This window comes from Streptomyces sp. NPDC088261, assembly GCF_044740805.1.
GTDB lineage: Bacteria > Actinomycetota > Actinomycetes > Streptomycetales > Streptomycetaceae > Streptomyces.
Map to the genome: position 1 here is coordinate 693,327 of NZ_JBIURL010000002.1, position 23,676 is coordinate 717,002.

Sequence of the window (23,676 nt, forward strand, 5' to 3'; positions counted from 1 at the left end):
TCTCCTCGGGAGAAGGACGCCGCCGACAACAGGTCCGTGCGCCCCCCTCAGGGGGCCCGGCGGTTGCGTGCGCCCAGTCCCTCGTCGTCCGAATCCGTCCAGAGCGCGCTGTCGTACGGCGTGTCGGGAATCGGGATGAGGTCGGGCACGCGGCCGGGCGCGGGGGGAGGGGAGCGTTGTTCGCGCAGCTCGGCGAGACCGCGCTCCAACCGTTCTACCGTGCGAATGAGGTCGTCCAGACGTTTCCTGACAGCTGCCAACTCGTCCTGCGATGACATCTCACCCTTCCGTCGCACGGCCTGGGGTGGCATGGGATGTACGGTCCCAGCAGTTGAGTATGCGCTTCGCATTGCGGATCGTCACGACCTCGCGCACGCCCTTTTCCGCCGCGGACAGCGGATGGGCGGTGAATCGGACACCGGGTCGGACACCGGATCGGCAGACATTCGGCACCGCACCGGCACTGCCCTGGGCGCACACTTCCCAGGTGACTGCGTACCCGCCCTCCGGTGTGAAACGGACCGTCCCCGCCCACGAGCGGAATTCCGCGATCAGTGATCCGCTGCTCGCGATCCACTTCCTGGGAGGATTCGAGATGCGCCCGCCCGAGATCGAAACGGATCTGTTGCCCGTCGAGGCCGGGGCCGACCGTCATCTCGTCGGTGAACTCACCGCGTTGATCAATGACGTCCACGCGGTGGAGGAAAGCGGTTTGTGGGAGGAGGGCACCGTACGGACGACCACCGGGGAAGTGGCCGGAATGATCGCGGCGGGAGAGATCGCCGTCGCGCGGGTGGACGGCCGGGTCGCCGGATGTGTCCGCGTGCGGCGGATCTCCGGGGAAACAGGTGAATTCGGGATGCTCGCCGCCTCGGCCGACCACCGGGGGATCGGGGTGGGGCGCGCTCTGGTCGCGTTCGCGGAGGATCTGGGCCGGCGCAGCGGCCTCACCGAGATGGGGGTCGAACTGCTCGTCCCCTGGGCGTGGTCCCATCCGTCCAAGGACTTCCTGTTCGACTGGTACACCCGGCGGGGCTACCGCGAGGTCGGCTCCCGCGAGATCGCCACGGACACCCCCGTCGCGTCCCGGTCGCGTCCGGCCTCGCTGCTCGCGACTCCCTGCGACGTCCTGATCCTGCGGAAGGACCTCGGGAAGCACCGGGATCTCACGGGGCGGCCGGATCCCGGGGAGCGGCGGGATCCGGGGGAGCGGCGGGATCCTGGGCGCGCCCGCGCCTGACCGCCCAGGGGCGCGGCCATCCGCCCGCGAGGCCCGGCCGAGCCCCGGGCGGCCCGTCCCCGGCGCCCCGCGCCGGACGGTGGAGGTGGTGGCGGGCGACCAGCTCGATCGTCACCGTGACCGCGAGGGACTGCACGACCATCAGCGCGATCAGGACGAACAGCTGGACCGCCCCGGCGACCAGCGGGCTGGCACCCCCCAGGAGCACGCCGACGAACGCGCCGGGGAGCGTCACGAGACCGACCGTACGGGTCTGGTCGAGCCCCGGCAGCAGCGCGTCCGAGGCCGCCGGGCGGACGACCTCCAGCCGCGCGTCCCGGTCGGGGAGACCCAGCGCCATCGCCGCCTCCACCTCACCGTGGCGCAGGGCCAGCTCGTCCAGCGACCGGCGTCCGGCGAGCACGGTCACGGTGAGCGCGCCCCCGATGAGGATCCCCGTGACCGGGATCAGCGCGATGCCCTTGAGCGGCACGAGCCCCGTCAGCAGGAGAGCCGCGACCACGGGCACCACCCCGGCGGCGAGGGGCGCGGCCGTCAGCCACCACGTGTGGTTGCTGGTGATACGCCGCCCCGCGGTCCGTACGGCCACCGCGAACATGACGGCCAGGAACGCCAGCAGCGCCGGGAGCGACTTCACCACCCAGACGATCACGAACGAGACGGCGGCGAGCTGGACCGTGGCACGCACCCCGGCGACCAGGATCTCCCGGGACCGGCTCCGGCCCGCCTCGGGGGTGAGGTGCGCGACGGCCGCGACACCGGCCGCCACCAGGAGCAGGACGGCGAGCAGGATGCCGAGGGTGAGGTTGACCGGGACGAGGGAGGAAGCCGCGCTCGAAGTCACGTGCTCACCTTAGGAGCGGGCCCGGCACGGGCGGCGGGACCGCCCCCGGGAGCCGGCTCCCGGAGCCGAGCCGGGGGTCCGGCGCTCTGGTCCGGCTCCCGGGGTCCGGCGCCCGTCGCCCGAGATCCGGCGCCCCTGGTCCGGCGCCCGGGGCACGGCCGGAAAATCAGCGCCCGGCCGTCGACAGCGCCGCGTGCCCGGGCGACGCCAGGTCGAAGAGCTGGTCCATGCCCTGGGCGGACAGCGCCAGGCTGACGCAGCAGACCAGCATCAGCACCGCGTGCGCCACCACCAGGTGGTGACGGAGCCGGGGCGGCGGGGCCAGCAGGGCCCGTACCCGCTGGGGCACAGGACCGCCGGTCACCGCCAGCGCGTGCCGGGGCGCGTGTCGCGCCGCGAGCGCGGCCCGCGCCACCGCCCGCGCCACCAGCGGCCGGTCCGCCACCTCCGTGGCGGCGTCCTCGTCGGCCCACCGCTCCAGCGCGAAGGCGCCCGCTCCCGCGACCGGCCGCAGCAGCGGGTTCACGACCGCCGCCAACTGCATGACCAGCAGGAACACATGATGGTGATGGCGCAGATGCGCCCGCTCATGGGCCAGCAGGGCGCTCCTCTCCCGGGCGTCGAGGGCACGCAGCATGCCGGAGGAGACCACGATCCGCCCGGGGGAGCCGGGCACGGTGAACGCGGTGGGCACGGGATCGTCCACGACGGCCAGTTCGCCCCCCGACGGCAGCGCGCGGCTCTCCCGCCGCGCGTCGAGGAGCGTACGGGTCCTGCGGTACGCGGACACCGCGAAGGCCACCGCGCACCCGGCGAGGACCACCCCGCAGGCCAGGGCCACCGACCGGGCGACCGGGGTGTGCGCGGCCACGACACCGGGGGACCACTGCCCCTCGGCGGCCACCACCGGGATCTGTCCGACGAGGGTGAAGGCGAGCATCGCCAGCGCCGCCGCCCAGCCGCCGCCCGCCACCACCGAGGCCGACGTCAGCAGCCAGGCCGCCATCCTCGGGGGCAGCCTGCGCCCGGCCCACGGCGCCGCAGCCCCCAGCACGGCGCTGACGGCGAAAGGCGTGAAGAGAGTGATCCGCACCGCTCGGCCCTTCGTGTGTCACGCGGCCGCTCCGTGAGCGACCGCTTTTCCTCGAACCGCCGTACCGTCAGGCGGTCAGATGCCCCGGCAGCCAGTCCAGCTGGACGGCCTCCTGGAACGGGCCGCCTCCCTCATGGTCGTTGAAGTCGTACTCCTCGATCGTCTTGTCCGCGCCCGCGTAGGCGTTGAACGCACCGAAGACCGTCGAGGGCGGGCACGTACGGTCCTCCAGGGCCACCGAGAACAGCGCCGGCGCCCGTCCGCGCGACGCGAAGTGCACGCCGTCGAAGTAGGCGAGCGTCCGCCCCACCCGTTCGGTCCTGCCCCGATACGTCTTGAGGTAGTTGCCCACCTCACGGTACGGGTCGCGGTCGGTGAGCGTCGTCGCCCGGGGGAAGTCGCAGAGGAACGGCACGTCCGCCGCCACGGCCGCCAGGTCGGGCACCAGCCCGCCGACCGCGAGCGTGATCCCGCCGCCCTGGCTGGTGCCGACCGCCGCCGTGCGCGAGGCGTCCACCAGCGGATGCGAGCGGGCCGCCTCCACGGCGCGCACCGCGTCCGTGTACACGCGACGGTAGTAGAAGGCGTACGGATCCTCGATCCCCCGGGTGAGGAAGCCGGGATACGAGGAAGCGCTGCCCACGGGGTCGGGGGTGTCGCCGCCGTTCCAGCCGCTGCCCTGCCCCCGGGTGTCCATCACGAAGTGCGCGTAGCCGGCCGACGCCCAGAGCAGGTGGACGTGCGGGAGGCCGCGCCCGCCGCCGTACCCGAGGAACTGCACCACGACGGGCAGCGGCTCACGCGTCCCGGCGGGCAGTACGAGCCACCCCTTGACCGGGTGTCCGCCGAAGCCGGCGAAGGTCACGTCGAAGACGTCGAGGGTCCTGAGCGCCGTCGGTACGGGCTCGAAGCGGGCGTCGAGCGCGTGGCCACGCGCCTCGGCGAGGGTCTTCGCCCAGAACGCGTCGAAGTCCTCGGGCTCCGTGGACGCGCTGCGGTAGGCGCGCAGCTCGTCGAGGGGCAGGTCGAACAGGGACATACGGACCACCTTGGTCGGGAAAACCGGTGATCACACCGTACGGCCGCCCGAGCGGCGGTTGAAGACCGGCCACCGATCCGTCCGGCAGCGCGCGGGAGGACGCCGGTACGCGCGGGGACCCGGGCGGTACGCGTACGACCCCGGGCCCGGTACTGTCCCGGGCGTGAGCGTCCCGGCGGGGGCGATCGAGAAACAGGAGCGTCCGTGACCAGCTACACCCAGCCCGGAGTTGTCCTCACCGACCACCGCTTCACGGTCCCGCTGGATCACGGCGACCCGTCGGGCGAGCGGATCGAGCTCTTCGCCCGCGAGGTCGTCGCCGGGGCGAAGGCCGGCGAGAACCTGCCCTGGCTGGTCTACCTGGAGGGCGGCCCCGGCTTCGGCGTCCGCCGGTTCGTGGGCCGGCAGGCGTGGCTCGGCCGGGCGCTCCAGGAGTTCCGGGTGCTCCTCCTCGACCAGCGCGGCACCGGACTCTCCACCCCCGCCAACCGCCAGACCCTTCCCCTGCGCGGCGGCCCCCGCGAACAGGCGGACTATCTGGCCCACTTCCGGGCCGACGCGATCGTCCGTGACTGCGAGGCCATCCGCCCCCGGCTGACCGGCGACGCGCCCTGGACCGTCCTCGGCCAGAGCTTCGGCGGATTCTGCGCCACCCACTACCTCTCCGCGGCGCCCGAGGGCCTGCGCACCGTCCTGATCACCGGCGGCCTGCCCTCCCTGGACGCGACGGCGGACGAGGTCTACCGCGCCGCGTACCCCCGTATCGCGCGCAAGGTCGAGGCCCACTACACCCGCTACCCCCAGGACATCGGCCGGGCCCGCCGGATCGCCGAGCACCTCGCCGAACACAGCCCCGTCGTCCTGCCCACCGGCTACACGCTCACCCCCGAGGCCTTCCAGTCCCTCGGCCACCAGCTCGGCGGCGCGGACGGCAGCCACCAGCTGCACTACCTGCTGGAGAACGCCTTCGTACGGGCGCCGGGCGGCCAGGTGCTCTCCGACGCCTTCCAGGAAGGCGCCGCCTCGGCCCTCTCGTACGCCGCGCACCCGCTGTACGCGCTGATCCACGAGGCCGTCTACGCCCAGGGCGGTGAGCCCACCGGCTGGGCCGCCGAACGGACCCGCGGCGAGTTCGCGCGCTTCGACGCCGCCACCACCCTGGCCGGCGACGGGCCGCTGTACTTCACCGGCGAGAGCGTCCACCCGTGGAACTTCGCGAACGACCCCGCGCTGCGCCCGCTGCGGGAGACCGCCGACCTGCTCGCCGCCCGCACCGACTGGGCGCCGCTGTACGACACCGACCGCCTCGCCGCCAACGAGGTCCCGGTCGCCGCCGCCGTCTACCACGACGACATGTACGTCGACACCGAACACTCGCTGCGGACGGCGCGCTCGATCCGGGGGCTGCGGACCTGGGTCACCGACGAGTACGAGCACGACGGCCTCCGCACCAGCGGCCCGCGTGTGCTCGACCGCCTGCTGGCCCTCACCCGGAACGAGATCTGAGCACGCGCGCCCGCGGTGCCCGTACCTCCGTGATCAGCTGCCCGGCCGCTTCGCCGCGTCCAGGGCCACCTTCAGCCCCGCCACGTCGAACGGCGCGCCCGGGTCGTCCCCGGAGGAGCCGAGCCCCAGCGGGTTCTTCGCGTACGGGATGACATAGGCCGGGGTGTCGCGCTGGAAGCGCCAGCTGTCGGCGAGCACCCCCGTGTCGAACGTGTCGTACCCGAGCTGATCGATCAGCCGCGCCGCCGTCGCCTTGGCGTCGGCGTGGTCACCGGCGATCGGCAGGACCGACCGGTCCGGTGCGCCGGAGGGCCGGGCGAGGGACGCCAGGTGCGTGTACATGATGTTGTTGAACGCCTTGACCACGTACGACTGCGGAAGGTGCCGCTGGAGCAGTTCGCTCGTGGTCGTCCGCTCCTCGTCCAGCTCCGGGATCGCCCCGTCGCGCTGGGGATAGTAGTTGTTGGTGTCGATGACGACCTTCCCGGCCAAGGGCTTCACCGGTACCTGGTCGTAGTGCTTCAACGGGACCGTCACCACCACCCAGTCACCCGCCTCGGCCGCCTCCTTCGCGGTCGCGGCGCGTGCGCGCGGTCCCAGCTCGGCCACCAGATCCGTGAGGGTTTCCGGGCCTCGGGAGTTGCTCAGGACCACATCGAGACCCGCCGCCACGCCGAGCCGGGCGAGGGTGCCTCCGATGTGTCCACTGCCGATCAGTCCAAGAGTGCTCATACAGGTGCGAGCGGACGGGACCCGGGCCGTATTCCCGGAACCGCCTCCCCGGCCGCACCCTCCGCCGTCGCCGAGCGGAAGTGCGGCGGCGGAGGGAGAATGGAGGGCCGGGGCGCGAGATCCCCTGTGCGGAGGCAGGCCCCGCCCACCTCACCACTCCGACTCATTGCCCCACCGGATTCCGCTGCTGGAGGTGGTCGACATGCTGCTGCCGGACAGGCATCTGGTCGCCGATCTGTTGAGCCGTTACCGGGCCTGGGAACGGCTGGTCCTGGCCGACCCGCTGGACACGACCACACGCGGCCGGTTCGAGGACGTCGCGTACACCCTGTGCGTGCTGATGGGCCAGCGCACGGCGCGCGAGGCGATCATCAAGGCGGAGGCGTACCTGCGCCGGATCAAGCCCGTCCCGATCTTCCCGGAGGGCGCGGAGAGCGTCACGCCGGGCGTCCGCGACTGACGGGCGCGCGCCCCTTCGCGCAAGGGCGGAATTGACAAACGCGCTTGCCGTTTCTGCAATGGGGGCATGGACGACGACGCGGGCCTTGAAGCCGTACTGAACGAAGTCGGACCCCGGCTGCGCCGGATCAGGCGCGAGCGCGGGGCCACGCTCAACACCCTCTCCACCGCGACGGGAATCTCCGTGAGCACCCTGTCGCGGCTGGAGTCCGGCCTGCGCCGCCCCAGCCTCGAACTGCTGCTTCCCCTGGCCCGCGCCCACCAGGTCCCGCTGGACGAACTGGTCGGCGCGCCGCGCGTCGGCGACCCCCGGATCCGGGCGGAGGCGATCGTGCGCGGCGGCCGGACGATGCTTCCCCTCACCCGGCGGCCCGGTGGCCTCCAGGCGTACAAGGTGGTGCACCGGCCCGACGGTGAGGTGCCCGAGGCGCGCATCCACGAGGGGTACGAGTGGCTCTACGTCCTCGCGGGCCGGCTGCGGCTGATGCTCGGCGAGCACGACGTGGTGCTGGGGGCGGGGGAGGCGGCCGAGTTCGACACGCGCGTACCGCACTGGTTCGGGCCCGCGGCGGACGAACCGGTCGAATTCCTGAGCCTGTTCGGGCCGCAGGGCGAGCGGATGCACGTACGGGCCAAGCCGAAGGTGTCGTGAGGGAGGGGCGGGGAGAAGGCCGGGGAGAGACGGTTCCCAGGTGGGCAAGCGACCGCTTAGTATGCGGAACGTAGTGCTACTGCCCATCGTGTGGAGGCCCTGGTATGCAGGCATGGCGAGTGCACCGGAACGGTGAGCCGCGCGAGGTGATGCGGCTCGACGAGGTGGAGCGGCCGGTGCCCGGGGAGGGGCAGGTCCTGCTGCGGGTCCTCGCGGCCAACATCAACTTCCCCGACGCGCTGCTCTGCCGGGGCCACTACCAGGTGCGTCCGCCGCTGCCCTTCACCCCCGGCGTCGAGATCTGCGGCGAGACGCAGGACGGCCGCCGGGTGATCGCGACCCCGAGCCCCGGACTGTCGGACGGCGGTTTCGCGGAGTACGTGGCCGTGGACGCGGGGAGCGTCCTGCCCGCGCCCGGGGCGCTGGACGACGCCGAGACCGCCGCCCTCCACATCGGGTACCAGACGGGCTGGTTCGCCCTGCACCGCCGCGCGCGGCTCCAGCCGGGCGAGACCCTGCTGGTCCACGCGGCGGCCGGCGGGGTCGGCAGCGCCGCCGTCCAGCTCGGCAAGGCGGCGGGCGCCACCGTCATCGGCGTCGTCGGCGGCCCCGACAAGGCGCGCGTCGCCCGCGAGCTGGGCTGCGACGTCGTCGTCGACCGCCGTACGGAGGACATCGTCGCCGCCGTCAAGGAAGCCACCGGGGGCCGGGGCGCGGACGTCGTCTTCGACCCGGTGGGGGGTGACGCCTACGCCAAGTCCGTGAAGTGCGTGGCCTTCGAGGGCCGGATCGTCGTGGTGGGCTTCGCGGGCGGGGAGGTCCCCGCTCCCGCCCTCAACCACGCGCTGGTGAAGAACTACGCGATCCTCGGCCTGCACTGGGGCCTCTACACCAGCAAGGACCCGGCCGCGGTCCTGCGCTGCCACGAGGAGCTGACCGCGCTCGCCGCGCGGGGCGCGATCAAGCCGCTCGTCAGCGAGCGGGTGCCGATGAAGGACGCGGCGGACGCCGTCCAGCGGGTCGCCGACGGCGTCACCACCGGACGGCTCGTCGTGATCCCGGAAGGCGGCACCCGATGACCGACGCCGCCGGACTCCTCTCCCGTACCCGCGCGTTGCTCGCCGCGCATCCCCCGGCCACCACGGACAGGACCGACTTCCTCAAGGCCCGCTTCGACGCGGGACTCGCCTGGGTGCACTACCCCGCCGGGCTCGGCGGCGTCGGCGCGCCCCGCTCCCTCCAGGCCGTCGTGGACGCCGAGTTGGCCGCCGCCGGAGCGCCCGACAACGATCCCAGGCGCATCGGCATCGGCCTCGGCATGGCCGCTCCGACGATCCTCCGGTACGGCACCGACGAGCAGAAGCGGCGCTTCCTGCGGCCCCTGTGGGTCGGCGAGGAGGTGTGGTGCCAGCTGTTCAGCGAACCGGGCGCGGGCTCGGACCTCGCGGCGCTCGCCACCCGCGCGGTCCGCGCGGACGACGGCGGGTGGGTGGTCGACGGGCAGAAGGTGTGGACCTCCGGCGCCCACCTCGCCCGTTGGGCCATCCTCATCGCCCGCACCGACCCCGACCTGCCCAAGCACCTGGGCATCACCTACTTCCTCTGCGACATGACCGACCCCGGTGTCGAGGTACGGCCGCTGCGCCAGATCACCGGCGAGGCCGAGTTCAACGAGGTCTTCCTCACGGGCGTACGGATCCCCGACGCGCACCGCCTCGGCGGCGTCGGCGAGGGCTGGGAGGTCGCCAGGACGACCCTGATGAACGAGCGGGTCTCCATCGGCGGCGCCCGGCTGCCCCGCGAGGGCGGCATGATCGGCCCCGTCGCCCGTGCCTGGCGCGAGCGGCCGGAGGCGCGCACCCACGACCTGCACCAGCGCCTCCTGACCCTCTGGGTGGAGGCCGAGGTGGCCCGGCTGACCGGCGAGCGGCTGCGCCAGCGACTCGTCGCGGGCGAACCGGGACCCGAGGGCGCCGGCATGAAGCTCGCCTTCGCCCGGCTCAACCAGGAGATCAGCGGCCTGGAGGTCGAACTCCTCGGCGACGAGGGCCTGTTGTACTCGGACTGGACTCTGCGCAGGCCCGAGCTGGTCGACTTCACCGGGCGCGACGCCGGATACCGCTACCTGCGCTCGAAGGGCAACTCCATCGAGGGCGGCACGAGCGAGGTACTGCTCAACATCGTCGCCGAGCGTGTCCTCGGCCTGCCCGTCGAGCCGCGCAACGACAAGGACGTCGCCTGGAAGGACCTCGCCCGATGACTTCTCCGACTCCTGCTGCTCCGACGACGCCGACGTCACCGACTTCACCGGCCGGGGCGCCCGGCGCCGCACCCGACCTGCTCTACTCCGAGGCCGAGGACGACCTGCGCGCCGCCGTACGGTCCCTGCTCACCGACCGGGCCGACGTCCCGGCGGCGCTCGTACGCGCGGAGGGGGGCGACCCGTACGACAGCGGGCTGTGGACAGCCCTCGCCGGCGGGATCGGCGCGGCCGGCCTGCTGATCCCCGAGAAGCTCGGCGGCCAGGGGGCGAGCCACCGGGAGGCCGCCGTCGTCCTGGAGGAACTGGGCCGGTACGTCACCGCCGCGCCCTTCCTGACCGGTGCGGTGGTGGCCACGGAGACCCTGCTCGCCTGCGACACCGGCAGCCCGGCCGTCGCCGGCCTGCTGGAGTCCCTCGCCACCGGCGGCCGGGTCGCGGTGCTCGCCGTACCCCTCGCCACCGCGCCGGACGCTCCCCTCCCGACCGGCACCGGACCGGTCGCCGGTGTCGCGGAGGCCGCGCGCGCCGACGTTCTGCTGGTCCTGCGGGACGACGGCCTGTACGCGGTCGGTACGGACGAGCCGGGCGTCGCGGTCGCTCCCCTGACGCCCCTCGACCTGACCCGCCCGCTCGCCACCGTCACCGCCGACCCCGGGGCGGGGACACGGATCGCCGACGCGGCGACGGCCGGGGCCGCCGTACGCCGGGGGCTGCTGGCCGGGGCCGGACTGCTCGCCTCCGAACAGCTCGGCATCGCCGAGTGGTGCCTGGAGGAAACCGTCAGGCACACGCGGGAGCGCCACCAGTTCAACCGCCCCATCGGCTCGTTCCAGGCGCTCAAGCACCGGATGGCGCAGCTGTGGCTCCAGGTCGTCTCGGCCCGCGCCGCCGCCCGCAACGCGGCCGACGCCCTCGCCACCGGCAGCCCCGACGCACCGCTCGCCGTGGCCGTCGCGCAGGCGTACGCCGGGCGGGTCGCGGTCCACGCGGCCGAGGAGTGCGTGCAGTTGCACGGCGGTACGGGCATGACGTGGGAGCACCCCGCCCACCTCTCCCTCAAGCGGGCGAAGGCCGACGAGATCGCGCTGGGCACCCCGGGCCACCACAAGCAGACCCTGGCGCGGCTGACGAACCTCCCGGCGCCTCGCTGACCCGCCGGCCCGGAGCGCGGAACCGGCCCCTTCCGGCCCCGCGCTCCGGCGGCGCGCGTCCCTCCACCGCCCGCCACCCAACGGGCAGTTGTCGAGCGGCCGAACACTTCACGCTCCGTGTTTTCCGCCCCGCCGCAGGAGCCGATACTCACCGGGACCGCCCCACCGCGTCCCCACGGAGCCCCCATGCCCCTCACCACGCGCCGCAGAGCCGTCACCACGTTCGCCGCCGCACTCACGGCGGTGGTCGCGGCCCCCGCGTACGCCCACGCCGCGCCCGAAGCAGCAGCCGCCACCGAGAAGGACATCCCCCGGACCGGCGCCGGAGCACGGCCGTTGGCCCACGCCCACGCCCACAACGACTACCTCCACCCCCGTCCCCTCCACGACGCGCTGGACCACGGCTTCACCAGCGTCGAGGCCGACATCTTCCTCGTCGACGGCGAGCTGCTGGTCGCCCACGAGGCGACGGACCTCGACCCGGCCCGTACGCTGCGCTCGCTCTACCTCGACCCGCTGCGCTCCCGGGTCCGCGCCCACCACGGTTCCGTGTACCGGGGCTACCACCGGCCCGTGCAGCTGCTCATCGACATCAAGAACGACGGCGCCGCCGCCTACACCGAACTGCACCGCCAACTCACCGCGTACCGCTCCCTGTTGAGCACCTACGCATACGGTGTGGTGCGCCCCGGCGCCGTCACCCCCGTCATCTCCGGCGACCGGGCCGCCCGGGTGCCGATGGAGGCGCAGCGCGTGCGCCACGCCTTCTACGACGGCCGCCTGGACGACCTCGGGACGGCGGCGGGCGCCGACTTCGTCCCGCTCATCAGCGCCAACTGGACCCAGACGTTCAGCTGGTCGGGCACCGGCCCGATCCCCACCGCCGAACGCGCCACGCTCCGCACCCTCGTGGACACCGCGCACCGGCGCGGCCAGCGGGTCCGCTTCTGGAGCACGCCCGACCTGCCGGGTCCCGCCCGGGACGCCGTATGGACCGAACTGCTGTCCGCCGGCGTCGACCACCTCAACACGGACGACCTGGCGGGCCTTGAACAGTTCCTCAGGAACCACCGTAAGTAATCACGGTCACCCCAGGTCAATCACCCGTTCGGCGGGCACGCCGGTCGGCCGCCGGGACCGTCTCCTCCGCCACACTGGCGGCCGAATGCCGCAATCGCGCTGCGGCGGAGGAGGTTGGCCATGGCTATTTCGATCTCACTGGTGCTGCTGCTGGTGGTCCTCGCGGTGATCTTCGTCCGTACCGGCGGACTGAAGATGTCACACGCCGTGACCTGTATCCTGCTCGGATTCTTCCTGGCGGGCACGAGCATGGCGCCGAGCATCACGGAGGGAATCTCCGCCACCGCGAACGTGGTGGGCGACCTGCGGCCCTGATCGGGCCTGGTCCGGCCCGATCAGGACGCGCGCCCCGCGCGGCGGCGGGTGCCGGGCCACGGCCTTCGCCGCCGTCACGCGGTGGGCAGCACCGCCGCCGTCTCGCGCAGGTGGCGGTGCAGGCCGCGGTGCGGGTCACCCGCGGGCAGCCACTCCTTGCGGATCTTCGCCACGCACGTGTAGTTCGTGTCGCACACGTTGGCCAGCGGCGCCTCACCGGCCTGCGTCACCAGCTGGTACGCGTCCAGCTCGGAGAAGCCGTAGTCGCGGGCCAGCCAACGCACCAGATCCAGCTGGGAGATGCGGAACGCGTCCTCCAACGGGCGCGCCGAGCCGGTCGAGATGAGGTGGGTGTCGGACTCGATACGCGGCCAGGGCGTCGACACGCCCTTGAGCAGCTCCACGATCACCACGGTGTTCATGGCGCACTCGACGGCCACCCCGCACGTCTCGCCCTCCCCCTGCCGGGCGTGCCCGTCGCCGAGGCTCAGCAGCGCGCCCTCCACGTTCACCCCGAGATAGCAGGTCACACCGGCGCGCATCTCGGGCGTGTCCATGTTGCCGCCGTGCGCGTCGGGGACCAGCGCGGACCGTACCTCCAGGTTGGCCGGCGCCACCCCGACCGTGCCGTGCATCGGATCCATCGGCAGCTCGATCCGGATGTCGCTGTCGCGCGCGCTGAACAGACAGGTGCCGCGCTCCCGGTCGAGCTGCCACATCCACACGACCTCCGGCAGCGGCGGCTGGAGCGTCGCCGTCGTGGTGGTGGAGGTCAGCGCGCCGAAGAGCGGCACGGTGGAGGACGCCGCCCAGTCCCGCGCGGGCCGGATCGACACGAAATGCACCGCCAGCGTGTCACCGGGCTCCGCGCCCTCGACGTAGAACGGGCCCGTCTGCGGATTGAGGAACGGGAACTCGCACACCTGGGAGACCAGATCGTCGACGGACCGTACGCGCCCGGCGAAGCAGTCCTCGGTGAACAGGTCCAGGACCGTGCCCGGAGTGATGCGCGCGACGGGCGCGACGCCGCCGAACGTCCAGGCGTACTCGCCGATCTCCGGGCGTACGGTCAGGATCCTCGGGTCACTCATGGGGCGCGCCTCTTCCTCTGTCGGTCGTCTGACGTGCGGACGTGCGGACATGCGTCGGTACGGATGTGCCGGTGCGGCTCCACGGTCGCACCGGCGATCACCGTACGGCGCCGCCCCGGCGGGGCGGAAGACGTGGCCGGGCGGACCACGCGGCCCGGTGGACAACGCGGCCGGGTGTGATGCCGGGCGGAAGGCGCGCCCCGGTCACACCTCGCCCAGCGCACCCGCCAGCGCCGCGGCGGGGTCGTGGTCCCCCGGCCCCGCCGGGGCCCACCGGCCGCGCTCTTTACGGAAGGGCCACCACCGCCCGTCGGGCCCCAGGCGCAGCTGCGCCCCGCCGCCCTCCACCGTCCAGCGCGCGGGCCCGCCGGACCGCAGCCGGGGCCGGTCGCCGTCCTCCCACGCCCCGTCGAGCACCGCCCCGGCGCGGGCGAGCGTCCCGGGCTCCGGTGTCCACTCCTCCTCCAGGGCGGCGAGCGCGGGCGCGCCGCCGTACCGCCACGCCCGTACCGCGAGGTCCAGCTCGGCGCGCCGCCGGCCGGAGCCCTCGGCGAGCCGCGCCAGAAGCGTCTCGTCCCCGGCCGACACCGCCAGCCGTACGGCGTCCTGCCCCAGCGTCAACTCCGCCTCCGGCGGCCGCTGTTCATGACCGGGCGCCAGCGCCTCGGACAGCAGCCGCAGGGCCCGCGCCGCCGCCTCGGCGGCCAGGAACTCCACCGCGCGGGCGTCGGTCCCGGAGGGCGGCGGTGCGTCGGTGTCGAGCGCCGGCGGCTGTCCCGCCCCGGGCGGCGGCGGTGGGGGAGCCGGCAGCGGCGGCAGGATGTCCCGCGCGGCGAAGGCCTCGGCCGCGGACACCCCCTCCGGCGCCCCCGGCCCCGCGGGGGTGCCCTCGGCGGACTCCCCGGCCGCGCCGCCCGGCTCGTCCGCACGAACCGCGCGGGCCGCACTCCGTACCTGCAACTCGTCCAGCAGCCGCCGCTCGCCCCGGCCCCGCATCAGCAGCAGCACGAACGGGTCCTGGTCCAGCAGCCGCGCCATCTGGTAGCAGAGCGCCGCCGTGTGCGGGCAGTGGTCCCACGCCTCGCAGCCGCACCGCGGCTCCAGATCGCCGATGCCGGGGAGCAGTTCGACCCCCGCGCCCGCCGCGTCCTCCACCAGATGCGGCGGCATCTCCCGGTCCAGCAGCGCGGCGATGTGCCCCGCCCGGTCCACCGCCATGTCGAGGAAGCGGTCCCACTCCTCCTCGCTCAACCGCCGCCACAGCACGTCACTGCGCTGCGCCGTGCCGTCCCGGTCCCGTACCACGGCGGTGATCCGGCCCGGCCCGACGGACACCGCCCCGACGGCCCCCTCGCGGGCCTGCCGCCGCCCCTTCTTCAGCTGCCGGCCGTCCAGCGCGGAGTCCTCCAGCGCCTTCAGCCAGGCCAGGCCCCACCAGGACCGGGCGAAGCCACGGCCCTGGGCGGGCGGCAGAGCCGCGAAGACCCGCGCGTCCCCGTCCGTGCCGCCGCCGCCGTCACCATCGCCGCCGTCGTGCGCGCTCGCGTTCCCGGTCATCGGGCACTCCCTCGCAGCTCCACCAGATCCGCCAGTTCGGCGTCGGTCAGTTCGGTCAGCGCGGCCTCGCCCGCGCCGAGCACCGAGTCCGCCAGCTTCCGCTTGCGCGCCAGCATCCCGGCGATGCGGTCCTCGATCGTTCCCTCGGTGATCATCCGGTGCACCTGCACGGGACGGTGCTGCCCGATGCGGTACGCGCGGTCCGTGGCCTGCGCCTCGACGGCGGGGTTCCACCAGCGGTCGTAGTGCACGACGTGTTCCGCCCGGGTGAGGTTGAGCCCGGTGCCCGCCGCCTTCAACGACAGCAGGAACACCGGCACTTCACCGTTCTGGAAGCGGTCGACCATCGCCTCGCGCTCCGGGACCGGTGTGCCGCCGTGCAGGAACTGCGTCGGTGTGCCGCGCGCCGCCAGATGGGCCTCCAGCAACCGCGCCATCCGCACGTACTGCGTGAAGACCAGCACACTCGCGCCCTCCGCGAGGATGGTGTCGAGCAGTTCGTCGAGCAGTTCCAGCTTCCCCGACCGGCCCGCGAGGCGCGGTGTCGTCTCCTTGAGGTACTGCGCCGGGTGGTTGCAGATCTGCTTGAGCCCGGTCAGCAACTTCACCACCAGGCCCCGGCGTTCCATGCCCTGGGCCCCGGCGATCGCCGCGAGGGTCTCCCGTACGACCGCCTCGTACAGTCCCGCCTGCTCCGTGGTGAGGGAGACGGCCCGGTCGGTCTCGGTCTTCGGCGGCAGCTCCGGAGCGATGCCCGGATCGGACTTGCGGCGGCGCAGCAGGAACGGGCGGACCAGCGCGGCGAGCCGGTCGGCCGCCGCCGGGTCGCCCCCGCTCTCGACGGCCCGCGCGTAGCGGGTACGGAACGTCCCGAGGCGGCCGAGCAGGCCCGGGGTGGTCCAGTCCAGAATCGCCCACAGCTCGGAGAGGTTGTTCTCCACGGGCGTGCCGGAGAGCGCCACCCGCGCTTTGGTGCCGATGGTCCGCAGCTGCCGGGCGGTCGCGGAATACGGGTTCTTGACGTGCTGCGCCTCGTCGGCGACCACCAGGCCCCAGCCGGCGCCGGCGAGCCGCGGCGCGTCGAGCCGCATCGTGCCGTAGGTGGTGAGGACGAACTCCCCTGCCCGCAGGCCCTCCAGGGTGCGGGAGGCGCCGTGGAAGCGGCGGACCGGAGTGCCGGGCGCGAACCGCTCCACCTCGCGCTGCCAGTTGCCCATCAGCGAGGCGGGGCAGACCACCAGGGTCGGTCCCGCCGCCGAGGTGTCGGTCTGCCGGTGCAGATGCAGGGCGATGAGGGTGATGGTCTTGCCGAGCCCCATGTCGTCGGCGAGACAGGCGCCGAGACCGAGGGACGTCATGCGGTGCAGCCAGTTGAGGCCGCGCAGTTGGTAGTCCCTGAGCGTCGCGTCGAGCGCGGCGGGCTGGGGGATCCCCCGGCCGTCACCGGTGTCGGCGGTGGATTCGGGGTCCGCGAGCCGGTCGCGCAGTTCGGCGAGCCGGCCCGACGCCGTGACGTCGACCCGGCGCCCGTCGACCTCGGTGGAGCCGGTCAGTACGGCGCCGAGCGCGTCGAGCGGGGTGACGTGGCGGTCCTGGCTCTCCCGGGCGCGCCGCGCCTCGGCGGGGTCGATGAGCACCCACCGGTCGCGCAGCCGGACCACCGGCCGTCCCGCTTCGGCGAGTTGGTCGAGTTCGGCGCGGGTGAGCGGCTGATCCCCCACCGCGAAGCGCCAGTTGAAGGCGAGGAGCGCGTCGGCCGAGAGGAAGGACGGCAGATCGCTCCCGGTCCGCCCCGGGGCGCCGCCGGCGGGGTCCGTACCGCCGGGGCCGTCCTCGTGCGCACCGGAAGCGTGAGACCCGCCCCCCGCCGGCGGCGGGCCGATCACCGCACGGGCGGTGAGCGTCCGCGCCAACTCCTTGGGCCAGTGCACCTGGACACCGGTCGCGGCGAGCGCCCCGGACGCCTCGCCGAGCAACTCGCCGATCTCGTCGTCGTCCAGCTCCACGGCGTCCGGCACGGCGGCCGCGAGCAGCGGCGCCAGCGGCGGCCAGGCCCGGGCCGCCCGGCGCAGCGCGAGCAGGGCGTCCATCCGCGCACGCGGTCCGAAGGCGGCCGCCGAGCCCCCTGCGCCGGCGGGAGCCGCCCAGAACTCCGCCGCGTCGGCGACGACCGCCGGGTCGCCGACACTGTGCATCTGGACCACGGCCCGGAAGACAGGACCCGGCCCCGCGACGCCGCCTCCGTCCACGACGTCCGCGGCGGGCAGGCCCGTCACCTCGACGCGGAGGGAGAGCCGTACCCCCGCGTCATGGCCCGCCGCCACGTCGCCCGCCCAGCCCCGGAGTTCGGGGAAGCGCCGGGCGGGCACGGCGGCGAAGGCGTCGCCACCGGCGGCGAGCGGCGCGGCGGGGGTGCGCGGCAGGGTGTCGGCCACCGCGTCGAGGAAGTCCCTCAACAGCCCTTCCTGCTCGGGCAGAAGAACAGTTCCGGCCAAACCGCCTCCGCCGAGCGGAACCGCGTGCGCGGTGGGAGGCATGGAGGCGGCGAGCGTACGGACCCGCTCCACGTCCTCGGCCGTCAGCGGTCCGGCCCGCCACGCGTCGTGCCCGGTTCCGGTGAGACCGGGCAACATCCGTCCGCAGGCGGCCAGTTGCAGGGCGAGCAGCGCCGCCGCACCCCAGAAGGCCCCGGACGGTGACACATTCTCCGCCACACGGGCCCTGGTCAGCGACGGAAGAGCGTCCCGCAGGGGCACCAGCAACGCCCTGACCATGAGAGGGTGGGCCTCGGTGTCGACGACGGCCAGCTCCTCCACGGAGCCCGGCGCGGACGGCGGTTCCGCGCCGTCGGGATGCCAGTAGGCGATCCGGCCGGTGCGAGCCGGGTCCCCCGGGAGAAAGACCGTGGAACAGCGGGCGAGTTCGGAGACCCGGGAGAGCGTTGCCGCGGGGAGCGTGTGCACAGCGAAGACGCATTCCTCAACTTTGACTACTGCGGGTGAGCCGCCGATGGTACCCGACCGCGAAGCCACGCGGTCCCGGAGCCGCCGTGACTCGACTCATACCGACGCGGCGGGGTGTAGCCAGCACCACTGCCGACCCCCGGGGAGCCTCCCCCGTTTCCGGGGGGGTGGCGTCATGGTCGCCGGCATCGCCGGGCCCGTACGTTTTTTCCCAGGTCAGCGCAGACGGCGCGACCCCCTTTCCCGCACATCGGCCGACAGACCGGAGACCGACATGCCCCAGGCCACCACCGCACCCCCCGCTGTGGAGTCCATACCCGAACCGGCCACCGGCCGCGGCACCGGCAGCGACTTCGCGCCCTTGCTGCGGGTGGTCAGGGAACAGGGACTCCTCGAGCGCCGGGTCGCCTGGTACGCCCGGGGCATCACGGTCAACCTGCTGCTCGTCGCCGCCGTCGTCACCGGCATGGCGCTCCTCGGCCCCTCCTGGTGGGCGATGCTCCTCGCACCCCCGCTGGCGGTCCTGTCGGCCCGGATCGCGTTCATCGGCCACGACGCGGGACACGCCCAGATCACCGGCGACCGCGGCAAGGGCCGCGTCATCCAGCTCGTCCACGCCAACCTGCTGCTCGGGATGAGCCAGGAGTGGTGGAACGACAAGCACAACCGGCACCACGCCAACCCCAATCACATCGACAAGGACCCGGACGTCGCCGCCGACATCTTCGTCTTCAGCCCGGAGCAGACGGCCGGCCGGACCGGATTCCGCGGCTGGCTCACCCGCCACCAGGCGTGGATGTTCTTCCCGCTGACCACCCTGGAGGGCATCGCCCTCAAGGTGTACGGCTTCCAGGCCGTCTTCTCCCGTCAGAAGGACACCCGCATGCCCGGCCGCCGCCGCGCGGTGGAGGGACTGCTGCTGGGCGCGCACGTCGCCGCGTACGTCACCCTGCTGCTCACCACGCTGACCGTCGGCCAGGCCGTCGTCTTCGCGGTGATCCACCAGATGCTCCTCGGCCTGCACCTGGGCATGGCCTTCGCGCCGAACCACAAGGGCATGGAAATGCCCGACCCCGAGAACAGCGCGGGCTGGGGGCACCTGCGCCGCCAGGTCCTGACCTCGCGCAACATCCGCGGCGGTGTGCTCACCGACTGGTTCCTCGGCGGGCTGAACTACCAGATCGAGCACCACCTCTTCCCCAGCATGCCCCGCCCCCACCTGCGGCTCGCCCAGCCCCTGGTGCGCGCGCACTGCCAGGCGCTGGGCGTCTCGTACACCGAGACCGGACTGGTCGACTCGTACCGCCAGGCCCTCGGACACCTCCACGACGTCGGCGAACCGCTCCGTACAGGCGCATAGTGGAACTGGCGGACGCTCCTACGCGTTCACCGAGCAGTGAGCGGCCCTGGGCCGCGAAGGAGGCGTCGGGATGTCGACACAAGCAAAGATCGCTGTCGGGGGAGTGGCCGTCGGCCTGATCCTCTGGGCGTTCGTACCGTTCTGGGTGGCTCTGCTGATCGTGGTGGGTGTGCCGGCGGCCACCTACCTGATGCTGGACCCGTCGCAGCGCCGCAGGCTGCGCCGGATCAACCGCAAGCAGATCGGCCGCTGACCGGGCCGGACAGCTGACCGGAGGGACCACCGGGTCCCGCCGGTCAGCTCTGCCGTGCGCGGGGGCCTGGCGCTGTCACGTGCAGGCCGGGCTCGGTGGTCCGGCGGCTCACGCCGGACGTACGGCCATGGCGTCGAGGGCCGCGAGAAGCGCCGGGAGCTCCGGGCCGCGGGCGATCGGAAGCACTTCGTCGGGCTCGTCGTCCATCAGGACGAAGGCCATGTCGTCGGTCCTGGCGACGAAGGACCAGCCGGGGCCGTCCGCGCGCAGGGTCCGCGCGTCACCGGGGGCGAAGCTGGAGCGAACCCGGCCCGGGGGCGGGGCCGTCTCCACATAGCCGCGCAGCTCGGCGAGGACGCGCAGCAGCTCCGGAGGGGGCGGCTCGGTCCCGGCGGGGCTCGCGGAGGCCTCCGCCGTACCACCGCTCCGCGCGCCCGACCCGCCGTGCGGCTCCTCCGCCGGGGGCGAGTCCTTCACCGCGGCGTCGTACTGCTCCCGCCACGCCGTCCAGTGCGCGGCGACCTCGTCCGCGCCCAGGCGCCGCTGCGCCGGGCCCCAGACCGTGGTGTCCGGCGGCGCGAGCGGCGTCCGCGCGATCCCGCCGGGCTCCCCGTCCTCCGGTACGAGGTCCGGATCCGGGTCGTGCGGGGCGGGCACGCCGGGAGCCGACACGGCCAGGTCGAGCGGCCAGCCGGGCAGCGCGCACACCACGGACCGCTCCTCCGGCGAGAGGTCGTACTCCATGCCGCAGTCCCAGGACGCGATCGCGACGGCCACCAGCGACACGTCGTCCACCGCCACGGTCCAGCGCGCACCGTCGCCGTCCTGGCCCAGGACCAGCCCGTAACCCCGGGTCCACGGTTCCAGCCCGAGGGCGGCGCACGCCTCCGGGTAGTCGTCCCCGAGGACGCCGGGGAACTGCGCCGGGGTCAGCAGAGCGGCAGTGAGCACGTACAGGGTGTCATCATCGATGGAATCGTCCGCTACGGACACGACACCTCCCGATTCGAGCGGTTGTCGGCGCACCCTAGCCAGTGGACCACCCGGACGTCGAGAGTCTGCTACGGCCCGCCCGCCGCGCGGCCGCCACCGGCACCGCCCCTGGCCTGCGGCGTTCTCACGCGGCGGGCAGCCCGAGGAGGCTGCGGGCCACCGTCTGCGGTGACTCGTCCCGCTCCCGCGCCAGCGCGATCACGGCGCGGCACGCCAGCTCGCTGACGCCGAACGAGAGCGCCTCCGGCGAGACCCACCCGGCGGCCTCGTCCCCGCGCTGCTGATCGTCCTCCGCGCACGCCGCCACGTAGGTGGCCGCCGCTTCGAAGAGGTTGTGCTGTCGTGCCCGGGGCTGTGATCCGGACGGTGCGGCGGGGCGGTCCGAGACAAGGATCCTGCGCAGTCGGTCGAACACCGGGTCCACCTTCCCCTGCTGACGGGCGCTGCCTGGCCCTCCAACGTACGGTCCGGGGCGTCCGGGCAGAAGAGGACCTACGCGCTCAGCGGCGGGTTCGGGAGGATTCGGTCCTGACGGGCCGCCAGCGCGAGGAAGCGGGTCTCCTCGTCCACGTACGACTCCAGCCGCCACCCCGAACCGGCCAGCAACCGGCGGAGGTTGGGCTCGGCGCGCAGGTCGTCGTCGGTGAGGTTCCGGCCCTGCCGGGCGGCCAGTGCCGCGCGGCCGATGGGGTGGAACAGCGCCAGCCGCCCGCCGGGCCGCACGACGCGCGCCAACTCCGCCAGACCTTCCGCCGGTTGCGGCAGGTGCGCGATCAGTCCCGCGGCGAACACCGCGTCCAGCGCCCCGTCCCGGACCGGCAGTACGGCGACGTCGGCGCGCACCAGCAGGCCACTGCGGTGACGGCCCGCCCGTACGGCCGCGTCGAGCATCGCGGCCGTCAGGTCGACGCCCAGCACCGTACCCGCAGGTCCCACCGCGTCGCGCAGCGCGGGCAGGGCGCGGCCCGTCCCGCACCCGGCGTCCAGCACCGCGTCCCCGGGGCGTGGCCCGAGGTCCGCCACGGCGGCCGCGTAGGCGGGGCCGTCGTCGGGGAAGCGGCGGTCCCACTCCGCCGCCCTCGCGCCGAAGAACTGCTGCACGTGCGTGTGGTCGTGGGCCATGCCCCCATGATCCCCCAAGGGCCGCTCCGAGGCGCATGGGTGTACGGGACGGTGTACGGGCCGGACGCCGGACGCGCGACCGGGTGTTCGCCCGATGCGGTTACGCTGGTCGTTCCACCGATCCGCACGTCCCGGGAGACCGCCCTGTCCGAGATCCAGCGCCGCGAAGCCCCGCCCGCGGGGCCGCTCGGCGCCCCGCGCCCGGGAGTGGTGGACCTCTGGCTGCTGGACATCTCGCGGCAGGCCGAGGAGACCCTCGACCTCTCCGTACTGAACGCGGAGGAACGCAGGCGGGCGGGGGCCTTCGTGCACGGCCGTGACCGGATCCGGTACGGCGTCGCGCACGCCGCGCTCCGGCGCGTACTCGGGGCGTGTGTGGGGCTCGCGCCGGAGGCGATCGTGCTGGGCAGGGACACCTGCCCGTGCTGCGGAGGCCCGCACGGCAGGCCCGTACTGACCGATCCGCCGTTCCCGGTGCACTTCTCGCTCTCCCACGGCGGCGACGCGGTCATGATCGGTGTCGCGTCCGAGGCCATCGGCGTCGATGTCGAGCCGGTCGCCCTGCGGCGGGCGGTCGGCGATCTCGCCGCCGCGCTGCACCCGGCCGAGCAGGCCGAGCTGGCGGCGCTTCCCGCCGAGGAGCGGCCGGCCGGATTCACCCGCGTGTGGACGCGCAAGGAGGCCTACCTGAAGGGCATCGGTACGGGCCTGGGGCGCGACCTGGCCGCCGACTACCTCGGGACGACGGAGCGGGCGGCGCCGCCCGCCGGCTGGACCGTCGTCGACGTGCCCACGCTCCCGGGCCACGCGGCGGCCTGTGCCGTACGGGGCCCCGCGTTCACGACCCGGACGCGGCAGCTGCCGACGACGGTCCAGCCGGCCGGGGGCGTGTCCTCGCCGCGCCGGGGACGGAACGAGGACACCGCCGGTCCGCTCGTGTGAGTGGTCCTCAGGTCAGCCCGCGATGTCCGCCACGTTCACGACCTTGTCGACCCGTACCCGTACCAGCACTTCCCCGGGCCCGGAGTTGCGCTCACCGACGGCCTGCGCCTGCTCCTCGCCCATGTACCGCGCGCCGAGCCTGACCGCCCACTCCAGCACCTCCCCGGGGTCCTCGCTGAGTTCGGCCCGGCCCTCGATGAGGACGAAGGAGAACGGCGGCCGCTCGTCGTCCACGCACAGCGCGACCCGGTTGTCGCGGCGCAGGTTGCGGCCCTTCACCGTCTCCTTCCCGGTGTTGAAGATCAGGTCGTCGCCGTCCAGGAGGAACCAGACGGGCGCGATGTGCGGCCTGCCGTCCGCCCGTACCGTGGACAGCTTCGCGGTCCGGGTGCCCTCGCTGACGAACGCGTGCCATTGGTCCTTGCTCATGTGTGATGCCATGACGGCATTTTCGGCCTCCGGGGCGGCGGGAGCGCGGCGACGCCCCGGAGGTGTGCCGATCGCTTGCCCACGTGCGGTGGGTGAGGAAGGCTACGGGCGTAGCGGGGCATCGGGGATCACAGGAACGCGGAGGACCGGCAATGCCGCTGGACGAGGGACTCGACGGACTGCTGAGCGAGCTGACCGAGCGGGTGGACCACATACGGCATGCGCTGGTGTTGTCCAACGACGGTCTGGTGACAGGCGTCAGTTCAGGTCTGGCGCGTGAGGACGCGGAGCACCTGGCCGCGGTCTCCTCGGGTTTGCAGAGCCTGGCGAGGGGATCGGGGCGTCACTTCGGCGCGGGCGGGGCCCGGCAGACGATGGTCGAGTTCGACGAGGCGCTGATGGTGGTCTCGGCGGCCGGCGAGGGCAGCTGTCTGTGCGTGCTGGCCACCGCCGACGCGGATGTCGGCCAGGTCGCGTACGAGATGACGCTGCTCGTCAACCGGGTCGGGGACCGCCTCGGCGTCGCCGCCAGGCAGCCGGGTACCGCCACGCTGAGCGGTCTCTGAGCCCCCCTCACCGAGAGTTATCCACA

The 23,676-nt window shown here is 73.8% G+C and carries 24 protein-coding genes and 1 pseudogene; 13 read left to right on the forward strand and 12 right to left on the reverse strand.

Annotated features, from left to right (window positions below; translation table 11 throughout):
- Positions 1-47 precede the first annotated feature (47 nt).
- A complete protein-coding gene (locus ACIODU_RS06875; protein WP_356419855.1) occupies positions 48-278 on the reverse strand; it encodes a hypothetical protein in 231 nt (76 codons plus the stop codon).
- A gap of 209 nt (positions 279-487) precedes the next feature.
- Between ACIODU_RS06875 and ACIODU_RS06880 the strand changes: the two genes are divergently transcribed.
- A complete protein-coding gene (locus ACIODU_RS06880; RefSeq protein ID WP_401764750.1) occupies positions 488-1,240 on the forward strand; it encodes a GNAT family N-acetyltransferase in 753 nt (250 codons plus the stop codon).
- A 64-nt stretch (positions 1,241-1,304) separates the two neighbouring features.
- Here the strand turns inward: ACIODU_RS06880 and ACIODU_RS06885 are convergent.
- The 3 genes and pseudogenes from ACIODU_RS06885 to ACIODU_RS06895 all read right to left on the reverse strand — a co-directional run.
- Positions 1,305-2,084, reverse strand: a pseudogene (locus ACIODU_RS06885) (ABC transporter permease); the annotation flags it as partial.
- A 166-nt stretch (positions 2,085-2,250) separates the two neighbouring features.
- Positions 2,251-3,177, reverse strand: coding sequence for a M56 family metallopeptidase (locus ACIODU_RS06890; protein WP_401764753.1), 927 nt, complete (start codon positions 3,175-3,177; stop codon positions 2,251-2,253).
- Between the two features lie 67 nt (positions 3,178-3,244).
- A complete protein-coding gene (locus ACIODU_RS06895; protein ID WP_356419845.1) occupies positions 3,245-4,216 on the reverse strand; it encodes an acetylxylan esterase in 972 nt (323 codons plus the stop codon).
- A 204-nt stretch (positions 4,217-4,420) separates the two neighbouring features.
- Between ACIODU_RS06895 and ACIODU_RS06900 the strand changes: the two genes are divergently transcribed.
- Positions 4,421-5,722: an alpha/beta fold hydrolase gene (locus ACIODU_RS06900; protein ID WP_401764756.1), complete on the forward strand. Its 1,302-nt coding sequence runs from the start codon at positions 4,421-4,423 to the stop codon at positions 5,720-5,722.
- 33 nt (positions 5,723-5,755) lie between these two features.
- Here the strand turns inward: ACIODU_RS06900 and ACIODU_RS06905 are convergent, their stop codons facing one another.
- The gene (locus ACIODU_RS06905; protein ID WP_401764759.1) at positions 5,756-6,454 is read right to left on the reverse strand and encodes an NADPH-dependent F420 reductase; all 699 of its coding nucleotides are present in this window, start codon (positions 6,452-6,454) and stop codon (positions 5,756-5,758) included.
- A gap of 166 nt (positions 6,455-6,620) precedes the next feature.
- On the opposite strand from ACIODU_RS06905, the gene ACIODU_RS06910 reads away from it, so the two are divergent.
- From ACIODU_RS06910 to ACIODU_RS06940, 7 genes are all read left to right on the forward strand, one after another.
- Positions 6,621-6,914: a DUF5133 domain-containing protein gene (locus ACIODU_RS06910; protein ID WP_401764762.1), complete on the forward strand. Its 294-nt coding sequence runs from the start codon at positions 6,621-6,623 to the stop codon at positions 6,912-6,914.
- Positions 6,915-6,980: 66 nt separating this feature from the next.
- Entirely contained in the window at positions 6,981-7,565 is a 585-nt protein-coding gene (locus ACIODU_RS06915) for an XRE family transcriptional regulator (protein WP_356419836.1), read from the forward strand.
- 104 nt (positions 7,566-7,669) lie between these two features.
- Positions 7,670-8,644 carry an NADPH:quinone oxidoreductase family protein gene (locus ACIODU_RS06920; RefSeq protein ID WP_356419833.1) on the forward strand — a complete coding sequence of 325 codons (975 nt, stop codon included), beginning with the start codon at positions 7,670-7,672 and terminating at the stop codon, positions 8,642-8,644.
- Positions 8,641-9,825: an acyl-CoA dehydrogenase family protein gene (locus ACIODU_RS06925; protein ID WP_401764766.1), complete on the forward strand. Its 1,185-nt coding sequence runs from the start codon at positions 8,641-8,643 to the stop codon at positions 9,823-9,825. Before ACIODU_RS06920 ends, ACIODU_RS06925 begins: the two co-directional genes overlap by 4 nt.
- Complete coding sequence (locus tag ACIODU_RS06930) at positions 9,822-10,979, forward strand: acyl-CoA dehydrogenase family protein (RefSeq protein ID WP_356419829.1); 1,158 nt, start codon at positions 9,822-9,824, stop codon at positions 10,977-10,979. The genes ACIODU_RS06925 and ACIODU_RS06930 overlap by 4 nt, the downstream gene beginning before the upstream one ends.
- 186 nt (positions 10,980-11,165) lie before the next feature.
- Entirely contained in the window at positions 11,166-12,059 is an 894-nt protein-coding gene (locus ACIODU_RS06935; protein WP_401764768.1) for a phosphatidylinositol-specific phospholipase C/glycerophosphodiester phosphodiesterase family protein, read from the forward strand.
- A 120-nt stretch (positions 12,060-12,179) separates the two neighbouring features.
- Positions 12,180-12,374: a hypothetical protein gene (locus ACIODU_RS06940; protein ID WP_356419824.1), complete on the forward strand. Its 195-nt coding sequence runs from the start codon at positions 12,180-12,182 to the stop codon at positions 12,372-12,374.
- 74 nt (positions 12,375-12,448) lie between these two features.
- Here the strand turns inward: ACIODU_RS06940 and ACIODU_RS06945 are convergent, their stop codons facing one another.
- The 3 genes from ACIODU_RS06945 to ACIODU_RS06955 form a co-directional block, all read right to left on the reverse strand.
- The gene (locus ACIODU_RS06945; RefSeq protein ID WP_401764771.1) at positions 12,449-13,465 is read right to left on the reverse strand and encodes an acetamidase/formamidase family protein; all 1,017 of its coding nucleotides are present in this window, start codon (positions 13,463-13,465) and stop codon (positions 12,449-12,451) included.
- Positions 13,466-13,669: 204 nt separating this feature from the next.
- Positions 13,670-15,022: an SWF or SNF family helicase gene (locus tag ACIODU_RS06950; protein WP_401764774.1), complete on the reverse strand. Its 1,353-nt coding sequence runs from the start codon at positions 15,020-15,022 to the stop codon at positions 13,670-13,672.
- Complete coding sequence (locus ACIODU_RS06955) at positions 15,019-17,985, reverse strand: DEAD/DEAH box helicase (RefSeq protein WP_401764777.1); 2,967 nt, start codon at positions 17,983-17,985, stop codon at positions 15,019-15,021. Before ACIODU_RS06955 ends, ACIODU_RS06950 begins: the two co-directional genes overlap by 4 nt.
- 274 nt (positions 17,986-18,259) lie before the next feature.
- On the opposite strand from ACIODU_RS06955, the gene ACIODU_RS06960 reads away from it, so the two are divergent.
- Both ACIODU_RS06960 and ACIODU_RS06965 read left to right on the forward strand, forming a co-directional pair.
- A complete protein-coding gene (locus tag ACIODU_RS06960; RefSeq protein WP_401764779.1) occupies positions 18,260-19,345 on the forward strand; it encodes a fatty acid desaturase family protein in 1,086 nt (361 codons plus the stop codon).
- Positions 19,346-19,415: 70 nt separating this feature from the next.
- The gene (locus ACIODU_RS06965; protein ID WP_167022577.1) at positions 19,416-19,598 is read left to right on the forward strand and encodes a hypothetical protein; all 183 of its coding nucleotides are present in this window, start codon (positions 19,416-19,418) and stop codon (positions 19,596-19,598) included.
- Between the two features lie 108 nt (positions 19,599-19,706).
- Here ACIODU_RS06965 and ACIODU_RS06970 read toward each other — a convergent pair whose 3' ends face one another.
- From ACIODU_RS06970 to ACIODU_RS06980, 3 genes are all read right to left on the reverse strand, one after another.
- Entirely contained in the window at positions 19,707-20,591 is an 885-nt protein-coding gene (locus tag ACIODU_RS06970; RefSeq protein WP_401764782.1) for a hypothetical protein, read from the reverse strand.
- Between the two features lie 124 nt (positions 20,592-20,715).
- Positions 20,716-21,006 (reverse strand): hypothetical protein, encoded by a 291-nt coding sequence (locus ACIODU_RS06975; protein ID WP_401764784.1) that lies wholly within the window; start codon positions 21,004-21,006, stop codon positions 20,716-20,718.
- A gap of 77 nt (positions 21,007-21,083) precedes the next feature.
- On the reverse strand, positions 21,084-21,713 hold the full coding sequence (locus tag ACIODU_RS06980; RefSeq protein WP_401764786.1) for a class I SAM-dependent methyltransferase: 630 nt from the start codon (positions 21,711-21,713) through the stop codon (positions 21,084-21,086).
- A gap of 210 nt (positions 21,714-21,923) precedes the next feature.
- Between ACIODU_RS06980 and ACIODU_RS06985 the strand changes: the two genes are divergently transcribed.
- On the forward strand, positions 21,924-22,655 hold the full coding sequence (locus tag ACIODU_RS06985; protein WP_401764789.1) for a 4'-phosphopantetheinyl transferase family protein: 732 nt from the start codon (positions 21,924-21,926) through the stop codon (positions 22,653-22,655).
- 12 nt (positions 22,656-22,667) lie between these two features.
- Here the strand turns inward: ACIODU_RS06985 and ACIODU_RS06990 are convergent, their stop codons facing one another.
- Entirely contained in the window at positions 22,668-23,096 is a 429-nt protein-coding gene (locus ACIODU_RS06990; protein WP_356419806.1) for a PPOX class F420-dependent oxidoreductase, read from the reverse strand.
- A gap of 140 nt (positions 23,097-23,236) precedes the next feature.
- On the opposite strand from ACIODU_RS06990, the gene ACIODU_RS06995 reads away from it, so the two are divergent.
- Positions 23,237-23,650 (forward strand): roadblock/LC7 domain-containing protein, encoded by a 414-nt coding sequence (locus ACIODU_RS06995; RefSeq protein WP_356419803.1) that lies wholly within the window; start codon positions 23,237-23,239, stop codon positions 23,648-23,650.
- The last annotated feature ends 26 nt before the right edge of the window (positions 23,651-23,676 follow it).

Bases quoted from the DNA above. Each gene is read 5' to 3' on its own strand.
- ACIODU_RS06945 (WP_401764771.1), bottom strand. From the start codon at position 13,465: ATGAGTGACCCGAGGATCCTGACCGTACGCCCGGAGATCGGCGAGTAC.
- ACIODU_RS06965 (WP_167022577.1), top strand. From the start codon at position 19,416: ATGTCGACACAAGCAAAGATCGCTGTCGGGGGAGTGGCCGTCGGCCTG.
- ACIODU_RS06895 (WP_356419845.1), bottom strand. From the start codon at position 4,216: ATGTCCCTGTTCGACCTGCCCCTCGACGAGCTGCGCGCCTACCGCAGC.
- ACIODU_RS06920 (WP_356419833.1), top strand. From the start codon at position 7,670: ATGCAGGCATGGCGAGTGCACCGGAACGGTGAGCCGCGCGAGGTGATG.
- ACIODU_RS06940 (WP_356419824.1), top strand. From the start codon at position 12,180: ATGGCTATTTCGATCTCACTGGTGCTGCTGCTGGTGGTCCTCGCGGTG.
- ACIODU_RS06995 (WP_356419803.1), top strand. From the start codon at position 23,237: ATGCCGCTGGACGAGGGACTCGACGGACTGCTGAGCGAGCTGACCGAG.
- ACIODU_RS06990 (WP_356419806.1), bottom strand. From the start codon at position 23,096: ATGGCATCACACATGAGCAAGGACCAATGGCACGCGTTCGTCAGCGAG.
- ACIODU_RS06980 (WP_401764786.1), bottom strand. From the start codon at position 21,713: ATGGCCCACGACCACACGCACGTGCAGCAGTTCTTCGGCGCGAGGGCG.
- ACIODU_RS06905 (WP_401764759.1), bottom strand. From the start codon at position 6,454: ATGAGCACTCTTGGACTGATCGGCAGTGGACACATCGGAGGCACCCTC.
- ACIODU_RS06915 (WP_356419836.1), top strand. From the start codon at position 6,981: ATGGACGACGACGCGGGCCTTGAAGCCGTACTGAACGAAGTCGGACCC.
- ACIODU_RS06935 (WP_401764768.1), top strand. From the start codon at position 11,166: ATGCCCCTCACCACGCGCCGCAGAGCCGTCACCACGTTCGCCGCCGCA.
- ACIODU_RS06960 (WP_401764779.1), top strand. From the start codon at position 18,260: ATGCCCCAGGCCACCACCGCACCCCCCGCTGTGGAGTCCATACCCGAA.
- ACIODU_RS06950 (WP_401764774.1), bottom strand. From the start codon at position 15,022: ATGACCGGGAACGCGAGCGCGCACGACGGCGGCGATGGTGACGGCGGC.
- ACIODU_RS06875 (WP_356419855.1), bottom strand. From the start codon at position 278: ATGTCATCGCAGGACGAGTTGGCAGCTGTCAGGAAACGTCTGGACGAC.
- ACIODU_RS06925 (WP_401764766.1), top strand. From the start codon at position 8,641: ATGACCGACGCCGCCGGACTCCTCTCCCGTACCCGCGCGTTGCTCGCC.
- ACIODU_RS06930 (WP_356419829.1), top strand. From the start codon at position 9,822: ATGACTTCTCCGACTCCTGCTGCTCCGACGACGCCGACGTCACCGACT.